Source organism: Pseudonocardia oroxyli, from assembly GCF_900102195.1.
GTDB classification, from domain to species: Bacteria; Actinomycetota; Actinomycetes; order Mycobacteriales; family Pseudonocardiaceae; genus Pseudonocardia; species Pseudonocardia oroxyli.
In genome coordinates this window covers 149,494-162,429 of sequence record NZ_FNBE01000001.1, presented here as the reverse complement: position 1 = coordinate 162,429, position 12,936 = coordinate 149,494, and the positions used below count along the sequence as shown (strand labels likewise).

Below are 12,936 nucleotides of genomic sequence, written 5' to 3'. Positions count from 1 at the left end.
TCATCATGCCGACGCAGGGTGACGGCGTGAACCCGAAGCGGATTGCGATTGCGTCGCGATCGTGGGAATCACCCGGTCGGCGCAGGTGGTGTGCCCGGCGTGTCCGATTCGGAGCGTGGCGGCCGGGCTCCGCGGGTGACGGCGTGAGGTGTGCCCCCTCCGCTTCCTCCCGCGCGGCCCGCCGGGCATGCTCCTCCGGTGACCCGACCCGCCGGACCCGTCCGTGCGGTGGCGTGGTCCCTGCGCGGGGCCGTCCCGCCGGACCTCACGCCCGCCGCGGCGGCCCGGCGCCTCGGCCACCGCGAGCGTCTGACGGCCTGGTCGGGGGCCTGGTCCGCGGGCGCCCTGCTGACGTGCGACCCGGTCCCGACCGACCTGGTCTGGCCCGCGACGCCGGTCCTCGGGGGTGGGGACGCGCGGGTCGGGGGCGGATGGTTCGGCACCGTGTCGTTCCACGGCCTGCCGGACATGGCCTTCTACCCGGACGTCCTGCGGTACGACGGCGAGTGGCACTACGAGGCGCTCGTCGGCCCCGGGCTCCCGGACCCGGAAGCCCGCTGCGCCGCGCTGGTGGCGGACCTCGGGCGCGCGCCGGCACCCGGCCGGGCCGAGCTGGAGGTCCTGGGCCTGCCGGACCGCACGGCGCACTGCATCGCGGTCGAGGAGTGCGTCCGGGCCGTCCGCCGCGGCGAGATCTACCAGGCGAACATCGCCGTCCACCTCGACCTGCACCTGCACGGCAGCCCCGTCGAGGCGTGGGCGCGGCTGGTCGAGGCGCACGCCCCCGCCCGCGCGGGGCTCGTCGTCGGGGCGGCGGGCGCGGCGGTGAGCGCGAGCCCCGAGCTGTTCCTGCACCGTGCGGGCCGCCGGGTCCGGACCGCGCCGATCAAGGGCACCCGGCCGCGCACCGGGGCCGACGACGCGGGCGACCGCGCGCGGCTCGCGGCGTCCGCGAAGGACGCGGCCGAGAACGTGATGATCGTCGACCTGATGCGCAACGACCTGTCCCGGGTCTGCACCGGCGTCACGGTCCCGCGGCTGCGCGCGATCGAGCCGCACGCCGGCGTCTGGCACCTGGTGTCCGAGGTCGAGGGCACCCTCGCCCCCGGGTACGACGACGCCGACCTCCTCGCCGCCACCCTCCCGCCCGGGTCGGTCACCGGCACCCCGAAGATCCGCGCGGTGGAGCTGATCGAGCGGCTCGAACCGACCCGCCGCGGCCTGTTCACCGGCGCCCTCGGCTACGCGAGCCCGCTCGCGGGCCTCGAGCTGGCGGTCGCGATCCGCACCCTGGAGATCGCCCCGTCCGGCGCGACCCGCCTCGGCGTCGGCGGCGGTGTCACCGTGGACTCCACCCCGGCCGAGGAGTACGCGGAGTGCCTGACGAAGGCGGGCCCGCTCCTGCGCACCCTCGCCCGCACCCCGCAGCCCCGCGGGTCCGACACCACCGCCCGCGAGTCCGACACCTCGGGCCGGCCGGTCGCGCTCTTCGAGACGATCCTCGTGGTGGACGGGCGGCCGCGGCGGCTGGCGGAGCACGTCGGGCGGGTGCGGCGGTCCTGGTTCGAGCTGACCGGCACCACCCTGGAGGCGGACGTGGCGGGCGCCGTGCTCAAGGCGGCGGCTCCGCTCGTCGGCAGGCACCGGCTGCGCATGGACGTCAGCGAGGTCAGCGAGGTCACCGACGGCACCGACGGCACCGACGGCACCGAGGTCGGGGACGTCGGGGGCGGAGCACTCCGGATCACGAGCGCCCCGCTGGGCGCCCCGCCGCCCGCACCCGTGCTGCGGGTCCGCCGCAGCACCCACACCTACCCGCACAAGGCGGCCGACCGGGCCTGGCTGGAGGCGCACGAGGCGCAGGTCGGGCCGGGGGAGGTCCCGCTGCTCGTCGACGCGGGCGGCCGGGTGCTCGAGACCACCCGGCACTCGGTCTTCGCCCTGGTCGACGGCGTGTGGATCACCCCGCCGCTCGACGGGCGGATCCTGGCGGGCACCGCCCGCACCGCCTTCCTCGACGACCGTCCGGACGCCCACCCGGCGGTCCTGACGCTGGACGCCCTCGCGCGCGCCGAGAGCGTCGTCCTGACCAACGCGCTCCGGGACGCCCTGCCTGCCTGCGCCCTGCGCGACGAGACGGGGGTCCAGGTCGCCGCCTGGCCGGCCCGCTGAGCTCACCCTGCGTCACCCGTCCGGGCGATCTACCCTCGCGTGATGGCGCAGGACACCGAGGTCACGACCCGACACCGGCTCCCGGTCCGGACGCTCGTCGCGGCGTCCATCGGGAACGCCATCGAGTGGTACGACTGGACGATCTACGCGACGTTCAGCATCTACTTCGCGACCCAGATCTTCCCGCCCGAGAACGCCACCCTGGCGCTGATCAGCACCCTCGCCACCTACGCGCTGGCCTTCTTCTTCCGCCCGCTCGGCGGGTTCCTGCTCGGGCGCTTCGCCGACCTGCGGGGCCGCCGGACGGCCATGATGGTCACCATCCTGCTGATGGCGGGCGGCTCGCTCGTGATCGCCGCCCTGCCCACGTTCTCGATGGTCGGCTGGCTCGCCCCGGTCCTGCTGCTGCTCGCCCGGATCGCGCAGGGCATGTCGCTGGGCGGCGAGGTGTCCAACGCCAGCGCCTACCTCGGCGAGATCGCACCGCCGCGCCACCGCGGGCGCTACTCGTCCTTCTTCTACATCTCCACCGGGACCGCCGTGCTGATCGCGTCGGTGCTGGGGGTGGTGCTCGCCGGGACGCTGTCCGACGACGCGCTGGCGAGCTGGGGCTGGCGGGTCCCGTTCGTGCTCGGCGGGATCCTCGGGCTGCTGGGGCTGTGGCTGCGCCGCGCGATGCCGGAGACCGACCAGTTCGAGGCCAACAAGTCCGCCGCACAGAAGATCAGGAACCCGCTGCTCGTCACGCTGCGGGAGCACCCGAGGGCCGTCGGGCAGCTGTTCGGCTTCACCCTGCTCTCGACGCTCTGCTACTACACCTTCTTCTCCGCGCTCACCCCGTACGCGACGCGCTCGCGTGGCGCCGACCCGTTCGACGTGTTCCTGGCGCTGAGCATCGCGACGCTGCTGTTCGTCCTGCTGCAGTACCCGATGGGCGCGCTCTCGGACCGGATCGGCCGCAAGCCGCAGCTGCTGTTCTGGTCGGGGGCCACCGCGATCCTGGTCGTGCCGCTGTCCACCCTGGTCGGGCCCGCCTTCTGGGGGCTGCTCGTGGTGTTCGGCGTGGGCCTGGGGCTCTACACGATGATGACCTCGCTGGCCCCGGCGATCATGAGCGAGCTGTTCCCCACCGAGGTTCGCGGGCTGGGGATCGGCGCCTGGTACAACCTCACCGTCGCGGTGTTCGGCGGCACCGCCCCGTTGATGATCCAGTGGTTGGGCGGCGCCTTCTTCTGGTACGTCGCCGCGGGTGCCGTCGTGGCGTTCCTGACCATCCTCACCCTGCCCGAGACGAAGGGGTCCGTCCTACGGTGAACCGGTGAGCTACGACGTCGCCGCCCTCCGAGCGCAGTTCCCCGCCCTCGCCGCCGGGACCGCCCACTTCGACGGACCGGGCGGCTCGCAGACCCCGGCCGTCGTCGCGCAGGCGGTCGCCGACGCGATGACCAGCCCGATCGCCAACCGCGGGAGCGTCACCGAGGCGGAGAAGCACGCCGACGGGATCGTGCTGCGGGCGCGGGCGGCCATGGCGGACCTGCTCGACGCCGACCCGCGCGGGATCGTGTTCGGGCGCAGCACCACCGCGCTGCTGTTCGACCTGGCCCGCACGCTGGCCGGGACGTGGGGGCCGGGGGACGAGGTCGTCGTGACCCGGCTGGACCACGACGCCAACATCCGACCCTGGGTGCTGGCCGCCGAGTCGGTCGGCGCGACGGTCCGGTGGCTGGACTTCGACCCGGACACCACGGAGCTCGACGACGTCGCCACGGTGCTGTCCCCGCGGACCCGGCTCGTCGCCGTGACGGGCGCGTCCAACCTGGTCGGGACGCGGCCGCCGGTCCGAGCGATCGCCGACGCCGCGCACGCCGTCGGAGCGGTGACGGTGGTCGACGGCGTGCACCTCACCTCGCACGCGGCGATCTCCGTGGCCGAGCTCGGCGCGGACGTCTACGCCTGCTCGCCGTACAAGTTCTGCGGGCCGCACCTGGGCGTGCTCGCGGCCCGCCCCGAGCTGCTCGAGGAGCTGCGCCCGGCCAAGCTGCTGCCCAGCTCGGACGCGGTGCCGGAGCGGTTCGAGCTGGGCACCCTGCCGTACGAGCTGCTCGCGGGCACGACCGCGGCCGTCGACTTCCTCGCCGGGATCTGCGGCTCGACGGCCGACCGGCGCGCCGCGCTGGTCGAGACCATGGGCGCGATCGAGGCGCACGAGGACCCGCTGCGGGCGCGGCTGGAGGCGGGCCTGGCGGAGCTGCCCGGCGTGGTGGTCCGCTCGCGCGCCGCCCACCGCACCCCGACCCTGCTGCTGCAGCTCGACCGCCCCGCGGACGCCTACCGCTACCTCGCCGACCGCCGGGTCAACGCCCCGGCCAGCTCGTTCTACGCCCTGGAGGCGAGCAGGCGGCTGGGCCTGGGGGACACCGGCGGGCTGCGCGTCGGCCTCGCGCCCTACACCTGCGCCGAGGACGTCGAACGGTTGCTCGCGGGCCTGCGCGACTTCCTGCAGCTCTGACCTCGTGCGCGGCGACGGTCGCTGGAGCGACCATCGCCGCGCACGGTGACGGGGAACACAACACCGGGGCTGGGTGCGCGGGTGCGGACGGGCGGGCGGAGCGGAGTCCGCGATCACGGCGCGAGCGCGGCGGGCGGGGTCGGTGGCGGTTGGCGCGCGGGCGGGCGGGGTCGCTAGGTTCGCCGTCGGCACGTCACCTCGGACGGGCCGCCGACCTGGGGGTACGTATGACCACCGCGGCGCTCGGCGAGCTCCTGCTCAGCCGCAGCCTCGACGACCCGGAGCTGCTCGCGGCGAGCGAGGCCGCACCGCAGACCCGGATCCTGCCCGACGCGCACGTCCTCAAGATCGGCGGGCAGAGCTTCATCGACCGCGGGCGTGCGGCCGTCCACCCGCTGATCACCGAGCTCCTGGCAGCGCGTGAGCAGCACCAGCTGCTGATCGGCACCGGCGGCGGCACCCGCGCCCGGCACGCCTACGCCCTCGCCGCCGAGCTCGGCATGCCGACGGGCGTGCTGTCGGACATCGGGTCCGCGGTCGCGGGGCAGAACGCGACCATGCTCGGGCACCTGCTCGCCAAGTACGGCATCCCGGTCGTCGCGGGCGGCGCGATGGCCTCGCTGCCGCTCAAGGTCGCCGAGGTGGGTGCCGCGGTGTTCGCCGGCATGCCGCCCTACGACATGTGGCAGCGCGTCCCGGCCGAGGGCGTCATCCCGCCCTACCGCACGGACGCGGGCTGCTACCTCGTCGCGGAGACCTACGGCTGCAAGTCGATGATCTTCGTCAAGGACGAGGACGGCCTGTACACCGCGAACCCCAAGACCGACCCGGCGGCCGAGTTCATCCCGGAGATCACCGTGGACGAGCTGATCGCGCGGGACCTGCCGGACCTCGTCGTCGAGCGGCCGGTGCTGGACCTCATGCGCCACGCCCGGTTCGTCCGGGAGATCCAGATCGTCAACGGGCTCAAGCCCGGCCTGCTCACCCGCGCGGTCAACGGCGAGCACGTCGGCACGATCATCACGGCAGGTGCGCGATGAGCAGTAAGGACATCCCCTCGCTGTTGGCCCGGCAGACGCTGCTGGACCGCGAGCTCGTCCGGCCCGCCGCGGCGCAGCCGGTGCGCAGGCTGCTGCCGTGGCTCGACGTCGTCGTGCTGGGCGGGACCGCGATCATCGACCGCGGGCGGGAGGCCGTCCTGCCGGTCGTCGAGGAGCTGCGGGCCCGGTTCGGCGAGCGCAAGATGCTGATCCTGACCGGGGCGGGCATCCGGGCGCGGCACGCGATGGGGGTCGGGCTGGACCTGGGGCTGCCCACGGGCGCGCTGTCCGAGCTGGCCGCCACCGAGGCGGAGCAGAACGGGCACCTGATCGCGGCGCTGCTGGCCGAGGACGGGGTGTCCTACGTGCCCCACGGCACCGTGGCCCGGCAGCTGGCCGCGCACCTCGTGGCCGGGCCCGCCGTGGTGTCCAACGGCTACCCGCCCTACGGCACGAGCGAGTTCCCGCCCGCCGTCGGCAGGCTCCCGCAGCACCGGACGGACGCGGGCGCGGTCCTGCTCGCGGACGCCTTCGGCGCGCGGCGGCTGGTGTTCGTGAAGGACGGCGCCGGGCCGGGCGGTCGGGTCCCGGCGTCCACCACCGGGCTGCCGGTCGACGACCTGGCCCGCGAGCTGCTCGGCACCGCGAAGCACGTGCGGGAGTTCCGGATCGTCGACGGGCTGTCCCGCGGGGCGCTCACCGACGCGTTGGCGGACAAGGACACCGGCACCCTCGTCCACGCCTGATCGGCTCGGGACGCTAGCGCCAGCCGGGCTGGACGAGGCCGGTCTCGTAGGCGAGGACGACGATCTGGGCGCGGTCCCGCGCCCCCAGCTTGATCATCGAGCGGCTCACGTGGGTCTTCGCCGTCGCCGGGCTGACCACCAGCCGCTGGGCGATCTCGTCGTTGGACAGCCCCCTCGCGACCAGGGCCAGGACCTCGCGCTCGCGGTCGGTGAGCAGGTCGAGGCGGGCGTCCGGGGCGGCGGGGCGGGACCGCTGGGCGAACTCGGCCACCAGGCGTCTGGTCACGGTGGGGGAGAGCAGGGCCTCGCCGCCGTGCACCACCCGGACGGCGTGCAGCAGCTCGGCCGGGTCGGTGTCCTTGACCAGGAACCCGCTGGCCCCGGCGCGCAGGGCGTCGAAGATGTAGGCGTCCTCGGCGAAGGTGGTCAGGACCACGACCCGGGTGCCTGCCAGCCGCGGGTCCGCGGTGATGTCCCGGGTCGCGGCCAGCCCGTCGCGCCCGGGCATCCGGATGTCCATCAGCACGACGTCCGGCGTGGTCTCGCGGCAGACCCGGACCGCGGCGTCCCCGTCCTCGGCCTCGCCGACGACCTCCAGGTCGGCGGCCGACCCGAGCAGCGCCCGGAACCCCGCCCGGACCAGCGCCTGGTCGTCGGCGAGCACCACGCGGATCATGCGTCCTCCAGGGGTAACCGCGCCTCGACGCGGAATCCGCCGCCGGGGGCGGGGCCGTGGACCAGCGTCCCACCCAGGGCCGCGGCCCGTTCCCGCATCCCCGCGAGCCCGTTGCCGGGGGGCCCGCCCGCGGCGCCGCGCCCGTCGTCCTCGACGAGGATGCGCAGCGCGCCCGGCTCGGCGGTGATCCGCACGGTGGCTCGGGTGGCGCCCGCGTGCCTGCGGACGTTCGTCAGGGACTCCTGCACGATGCGGTACGCCGCCAGGTCGACGCCCGCCGGGAGGTCGACGTCGTCCACCACGGACTCGACGGACAGGCCCGCAGCCTCGTTGTCCGCGACCAGCCCGCCCAGCACGGCCAGCCCGGCGGTCGGCGCCCGCGGCGGCTCCTCGTCCACCCCGCGCAGCACGCCGAGCGTGGCGCGCATCTCGCGCAGCAGCTCCCCGCTCGACTGCTTGATCGTGGCGAGCGCCCCGCGCGCCTGCTCCGGGTCGGAGTCCATCAGGTACAGCGCGACGCCCGCCTGCACGTTGATCAGCGAGACGTGGTGGCCGAGCAGGTCGTGCAGCTCGCGGGCGATCCGCAGCCGCTCCTCGCCCGCCTGCCTGCGCGCCGTCTCCTCGCGCGCGGCCCGGGCCTGGGCCAGCCGCTCGGTGCGGGCCCGCCACAGCTCGCACCCGGCGACGTAGGCGGCGAGCCACGCGAGCAGCAGGGCCGTGCCCTCCCACGAGACCACCCCGCCGCGGGTCGTCGCCTGCAGGAGCAGGCCCAGCCCGACCGTCGCGACGGTCACGCCGTACGCGAACCGCCGGTGCCCCGCCTGGATCGCCGCCGCCAGCGCGATCAGCGACGGCACCACCACCGGTCCGAACGCGTACCCGAGACCGAGGTAGGCGAGCAGCACGACCGCGCACCCGACCAGCACCTCCCGCGGCAGCGCATGCCTGACCAGCAGGAACAGTGGGCCCAGGACGATCAGGACGACCCCGAGGGCGTCGAGCGGGCGCTGCAGCGGCACCCACTGCGGGATGTTGCGCGCCGCGACCAGCGCGACCGGGATCCACACCAGGGGGAGCAGCAGCGTGTGCCCCACCCCGCGCCAGGCGCGTTCCCGGAACCAGTCCACGGCGGCAACCCTAGAGTGGCGACGGGCCCCGCCGCGTCGGCTCGCGGGGGACCGGCGGCCTACTCCCGGGGGAGTACGCCGGACGTCCGGGGGTGTCCCGACGGGGCAGGCCGGCTCGCTCCCCTGGTCCGACGCGGCCCGCCCGGCGGCGCGCCATCGTGGTGGTACATCGCCGAAGGGGGACACCGTGAACGACCACATCCGCATCTCCGACGCCGAGCGGGAGAGCGTCGCCGTCCGCATCCGGGACGCCGCCGCCGAGGGCCGCCTCACCCTGGAGGAGGCCGACGAGCGCCAGCGCGCCGTGTACGAGGCCAGGGTGGGGGCGGACCTCGCGCCGCTGACCGCGGACCTGCCCGAGCCGCCCCCGCCCGCGGTGCCGCGCCGCGGGACGCTGAGCCCGCAGGCCCGGCGCAGGCTGCTGATCCACGCCGGGATCGGGGCCGCGTTCGCGCTGCTCCTGCTGCTGCGGTGGCTCGTCGGGCCGGTCCCGTTCTTCTGGCCCGCGGGGCCGGTGTTCTGGATCGCGGCGAGCCTCGCCGGGCACTACTGGTGGGCCACCCGCCGGAGCCCGCGGGACTCCGGGCCCCGCCCCGCCCGTCCCTGACCGGCGAACGGCGCGTCGGCTCACCAGGTGTGAGCGAACGCGCCGTTCGTCGTGTACCGGGAGTGACCGCTTTCGGGCGTTTGACTGCGCTGCGTCACTGCGCCGAATGGACGTGCGGTCCGACGGGCGGTGAGACACCGCCGTCCAGCGCGTGAGTCACGCCACTGGTCGCGACCGACCGCGATCAAGGCGGAACGCACCGTCACCTCATCGGGGACCCCTCGTTCTGGTGAACGTGCACGCAGAGTCGGTCGCCCCCCGCCGCACGGCCCCCGTCCGCAACCGGTCGTGGTGGGCCTGATGGCCAACCACACCCTCCCGCCCCGCACCCGTCGGGCCGCCCGACGGCCGTCCCGGACCGGCCTCGTCGGCTGGGCCGTGATCGGTGTCGTCGCCGTCCTCGCGCTGGTCCTGGGCGTGGGGATGCTGGTCGGCGGCGCGCCGTCGCCCGCCGCCGACGGCGGGGCCGCGCCGGTCGCCGCCGCCGAGCCCGGCGCCGCGGCCCCCGTCGCCGTCGACCCCGCGACGCTGCCGGAGAGCACGACCTACACCACCCTCCCGGGAGCCGCGCCCGACCCGGCCCCCGACCGGGCGACCGACGGCCGCGTCGCGCACCCGGTCCGCGAGACCGTCGTGCACGACGCCCCCGACGGCACCCCGATCGCCCGCATGCCGGTGACCCAGATCGGCGACACCTGGCTGCCCGTGGTCGAGCAGCAGGGCGACTGGGTGCGGGTGCTGCTGCCGTCCCGGCCGGAGTCCTCGACCGGCTGGCTGTCCACGGCGGACCTCGACATCAAGACCACGCCGTACCGCATCGAGGTGCACCTCGGCTCGCGCACGCTGGCGCTCTTCCGGGACGGCGTCCAGCAGGCACAGTGGACGGTCGGCATCGGCAAGGAGTCCGCGCCCACCCCGACCGGCCGCACCTTCCTGCTGGGCGCGTTCACCGACGCGAAGCAGAGGTTCTCCCCGGTGATCCTGCCGCTGGGCACGCACAGCCCCACGCACGACACCTTCGGCGGCGGTCCGGGGACCGTCGCGATCCATACCTGGCCGACGGCCGACGTGTTCGGCCAGGCCTCCAGCGACGGCTGCATCCGGGTGCCCGCGGACGCGCTCCGGCAGCTGTCCACGGTGCCCCTGGGCACGCTCGTCATGATCGACAACTCCTGAGAGGGACCCCCACGTGAAGACCCACAAGTTCGGCGCGGTGGCCGTGGGTGCCGCCACCGCCGCCACGGTGTTCGTGCTCGGTTCCGCCGTCGCGGCCGCGGGCACCGACGAGCGGTCCTCGGCCTCGCTGCTGACCGTCGGCGGGGTCGTGAGCATCAGCCCCACGCCGTACGCCGAGTCCCGGGACGGCAAGCACGACTACCAGGAGCTGGCCTCGCTCGGCGTGCTGCCCGGGCTCGGTGGCGGCATCCGGTCCGCGCTGGTCACCGCCGAGGCCGAGGGGAACAAGGCCGAGGCGACCGTCGCGAAGCTGGACGTGCTCAAGCTCGTCACCGCGGACGCCGTGACCACCTGGTGCGACGGCGACGAGGGCGGCCTGAGCATCGTCAACGGCCGGATCCTCGGGGTCCCGTTCTCCGCCGACCAGCCGCCCACCACGCTCGACGTGTCGCCCCTGCTCAAGCTCGAGCTGAACAAGCACACCGTGGCCGACGGGGCGCTCAAAGTCGAGGGGCTGAAGATCACGGTGCTGCCGTCGGCGAAGCCGAAGGCCGAGAAGCTCGACGGCGCCGAGCTCGCCGCAGTGCCGGACCTGCTCAAGGCGTTCGGGGTCGACCTGGCCAAGGTGCCGCTGATCTCGACCGTCGGCGATCTGGTCGACGCCCTGGGTGGCGGCAGCGGCGGCGTCCTCACCGTGACGATCGGGACCGCGATCTGCTCCTTCGACGCACCCGCGCCGGAGCAACCCGCCGCGGACGACCACGAGGAGCACGAGGAGGCCCCCGCCGTGCCCGCCGCGCACCGCGAGGAGGCGCCCGCGCCGGTGATCGTCGAACACAGCCTGCCCGTCACGGGCTGAGCCCCCGGCTCGGGGCCGGGACCGCGTGGGGGGCGGTCCCGGCCCCGTTCAGTGCCGTCCGCCCGGTGCCCGTCAGCGCTGCCGTCGGGCCTCCCGCTTGCGGCGTTTGCCCTCGTGCATCGCCTGCACCCGGGCGACGGGGATCTCGTGCCCCTCGGCGACGACGTCCGCGGGCAGGGTCTGCGGCTCCGGCAGCAGGGCCGTCCATGTCGGACGGTCGGCGAGCAGGGCCGGGGCCGTCGCGATGGTGAAGTCGCCGGGGGACGCCGAGTCCAACTCGGACCACTCCAGGGGGAAGGACACCGGCAGACCCGGCCGCACCCGCGGGCTGTAGGCGGCGACGACCGTCGCGCCCCCCGACCGGGTGGAGTCGACGAACACCTTGCCCTCCCGCTCCTCCTTGACGAACGCCGTCGTCGCGATCGTCGGGTCGAGCGCGGCCGCTCGGGCGGCGAGGGCCCGGGTGGCGGCCGCGGCGTCCTCCCATCCGGTGGGCACCAGCGGGACCACGATGTGCACGCCCTTGGAGCCGCTGGTCTTCACCGCGCCCCGCAGCGTGCCGAGGGCCTCGCGCACCAGGTGCGCCACCGCGACCACCGCCTCGAAACCGGCGCCCTCGGGCGGATCGAGGTCGAGGACGAGCTGGGTCGCGGCGTGGTCGTCCACGGTGAACAGGCCCGGGTGGTACTCGACGGCCCGCTGGTTGGCGAACCACAGCAGGGTGCGGCGGTCGTCGCACAGGGCGTAGCGGACCTCGCGGCCGGTCTGCGAGCGGATGGTGGTCGACTCCACCCAGTCCGGGGTGTACTTCGGCAGGTTCTTCTGGACGAAGGGCTCCTGTCCGGGCCGCACCCTCGTGACGGTCAACGGTCGCCTGGCCAGCACCGGCAGCATCCGGTCCGCGACGGCGTCGAGATAGTCGACGAGATCGCCCTTCGTCGCCGGGTCGCCGTCGAGCACGGGGGAGTCGAGGCTGGACAGCGCCACCCCCGCCCGTTCGTGCGTGCCACTCATGTGGGCATCATGCCCGGACTGTGCGACTGTGGGAGCGGGCGTTGAGCAGGCAGCGTCGGGGACACCGGCCCTGGGGGAGGAAGACATGCACGCGCCCTGTCTCGCGTTGCTGCAGGTGAAGGCGCCGTCGGGGATCGACCCGCACGTTCTGGAGGCGGCGCTGACCCGGGCGCTGAACGGCGACCCGACCCGCCCGGTCGTGGCCGAGCTGGAGTGGCTGCCCGCCTGGCGGGAGGGCCGGGGCAGGCGGCGCCGCTACGCCTACGTCGCGGTGCTCCAGGGCGCCGGTGAGGCGAGCGAGCTGGTCCGCTCGGCCCAGCGCTCGGCGAAGCGGGCGGTGCGCAGGCTGTACGGGGAGAAGTGCTCCGCCCGGGCCCGCACCGCCGAGGCCCGCGAGCTGCCCACCCTGTGGTGCTCGGTCCGTGGCACCCCACACCGGGGTCTGCCGGCCTCCCCGGCCGCCCGGTCGTCGATCCGCAGCCGGTGATCCGCAGCCGGTGATCCGCAGCCGGTGATCCGCAGCCGGTGATCCGCAGCCGGTGATCCGCAGCCGGGGAGCGGGACGGTCGCGTCTCGACCGCCGCCCTCCCGAAGCGTGGATCACCGGGTACGCAGCGCGATCCTGCCGTGCGATTGACGGTTCCGCGCCCCGGGTAGGTGAGGGCATGAGCGACAAGCAGGACAAGGACCCCGAGATCGGTGACGACCTGCCGGGTGCGTTGAAGCTGGCCTACAAGCCCGTCGGGATCATCTCCGGGATCGTCGGCGGCGCCGTGGCGAGCCAGGTGTTCGGGCTGGTCTGGAAGCAGATCTCCAAGGAGCCGCACACCCCGCAGGCGCTCTCGCGCGCCTACGGCACCCGCGAGGTGTTGCTCGCGGCCACCATCCAGGGCGCCCTCTTCGGCCTCATCCGCACGGCCGTGGACCGGTACGGCATGAAGGCCTACCACCGGTTCGTCGACAAGCCCCGCGCGGGCGGCCGCTGACCGCGCGGGGGAGTCGACGGGCGG

General features: G+C 74.9%; 13 protein-coding genes. 10 read left to right on the top strand and 3 right to left on the bottom strand.

From position 1 onward, the window contains the following. Positions 1 to 198 precede the first annotated feature (198 nt). The 5 genes from BLS43_RS00775 (at position 199) to BLS43_RS00755 (ending at position 6,467) form a co-directional block, all read left to right on the top strand. Positions 199 to 2,172: a chorismate-binding protein gene (locus BLS43_RS00775; RefSeq protein WP_143029905.1), complete on the top strand. Its 1,974-nt coding sequence runs from the start codon at positions 199 to 201 to the stop codon at positions 2,170 to 2,172. Between the two features lie 42 nt (positions 2,173 to 2,214). Then, positions 2,215 to 3,486: an MFS transporter gene (locus BLS43_RS00770; protein WP_093074980.1), complete on the top strand. Its 1,272-nt coding sequence runs from the start codon at positions 2,215 to 2,217 to the stop codon at positions 3,484 to 3,486. 4 nt (positions 3,487 to 3,490) lie between these two features. Further along, the gene (locus BLS43_RS00765; RefSeq protein WP_093074977.1) at positions 3,491 to 4,681 is read left to right on the top strand and encodes a cysteine desulfurase-like protein; all 1,191 of its coding nucleotides are present in this window, start codon (positions 3,491 to 3,493) and stop codon (positions 4,679 to 4,681) included. Positions 4,682 to 4,908: 227 nt separating this feature from the next. After that, positions 4,909 to 5,721 carry an amino acid kinase family protein gene (locus BLS43_RS00760; protein ID WP_093074974.1) on the top strand — a complete coding sequence of 271 codons (813 nt, stop codon included), beginning with the start codon at positions 4,909 to 4,911 and terminating at the stop codon, positions 5,719 to 5,721. Beyond that, positions 5,718 to 6,467, top strand: a complete 750-nt coding sequence (locus BLS43_RS00755; protein ID WP_093074971.1) for an amino acid kinase family protein — start codon at positions 5,718 to 5,720, stop codon at positions 6,465 to 6,467. The genes BLS43_RS00760 and BLS43_RS00755 overlap by 4 nt, the downstream gene beginning before the upstream one ends. 13 nt (positions 6,468 to 6,480) lie before the next feature. Here BLS43_RS00755 and BLS43_RS00750 read toward each other — a convergent pair whose 3' ends face one another. Together BLS43_RS00750 and BLS43_RS00745 are read right to left on the bottom strand one after the other, a co-directional pair. Further along, a complete protein-coding gene (locus BLS43_RS00750; RefSeq protein ID WP_093074968.1) occupies positions 6,481 to 7,143 on the bottom strand; it encodes a response regulator transcription factor in 663 nt (220 codons plus the stop codon). Continuing rightward, positions 7,140 to 8,270 (bottom strand): sensor histidine kinase, encoded by a 1,131-nt coding sequence (locus BLS43_RS00745; protein WP_245707222.1) that lies wholly within the window; start codon positions 8,268 to 8,270, stop codon positions 7,140 to 7,142. Before BLS43_RS00745 ends, BLS43_RS00750 begins: the two co-directional genes overlap by 4 nt. Positions 8,271 to 8,457: 187 nt before the next feature. On the opposite strand from BLS43_RS00745, the gene BLS43_RS30785 reads away from it, so the two are divergent. From BLS43_RS30785 to BLS43_RS00730, 3 genes are all read left to right on the top strand, one after another. Further along, positions 8,458 to 8,877, top strand: a complete 420-nt coding sequence (locus tag BLS43_RS30785; RefSeq protein WP_093074965.1) for a DUF1707 SHOCT-like domain-containing protein — start codon at positions 8,458 to 8,460, stop codon at positions 8,875 to 8,877. Between the two features lie 300 nt (positions 8,878 to 9,177). Further along, a complete protein-coding gene (locus tag BLS43_RS00735; protein ID WP_143029904.1) occupies positions 9,178 to 10,053 on the top strand; it encodes a L,D-transpeptidase in 876 nt (291 codons plus the stop codon). 13 nt (positions 10,054 to 10,066) lie between these two features. Beyond that, positions 10,067 to 10,912: a choice-of-anchor P family protein gene (locus BLS43_RS00730; RefSeq protein WP_093074959.1), complete on the top strand. Its 846-nt coding sequence runs from the start codon at positions 10,067 to 10,069 to the stop codon at positions 10,910 to 10,912. A 72-nt stretch (positions 10,913 to 10,984) separates the two neighbouring features. Here BLS43_RS00730 and BLS43_RS00725 read toward each other — a convergent pair whose 3' ends face one another. Further along, the gene (locus BLS43_RS00725) at positions 10,985 to 11,926 is read right to left on the bottom strand and encodes a DNA polymerase domain-containing protein (protein ID WP_093074956.1); all 942 of its coding nucleotides are present in this window, start codon (positions 11,924 to 11,926) and stop codon (positions 10,985 to 10,987) included. 85 nt (positions 11,927 to 12,011) lie between these two features. On the opposite strand from BLS43_RS00725, the gene BLS43_RS00720 reads away from it, so the two are divergent. Continuing rightward, complete coding sequence (locus BLS43_RS00720) at positions 12,012 to 12,413, top strand: hypothetical protein (RefSeq protein WP_093074953.1); 402 nt, start codon at positions 12,012 to 12,014, stop codon at positions 12,411 to 12,413. A gap of 178 nt (positions 12,414 to 12,591) precedes the next feature. After that, complete coding sequence (locus BLS43_RS00715; protein WP_093074950.1) at positions 12,592 to 12,912, top strand: DUF4235 domain-containing protein; 321 nt, start codon at positions 12,592 to 12,594, stop codon at positions 12,910 to 12,912. The last annotated feature ends 24 nt before the right edge of the window (positions 12,913 to 12,936 follow it).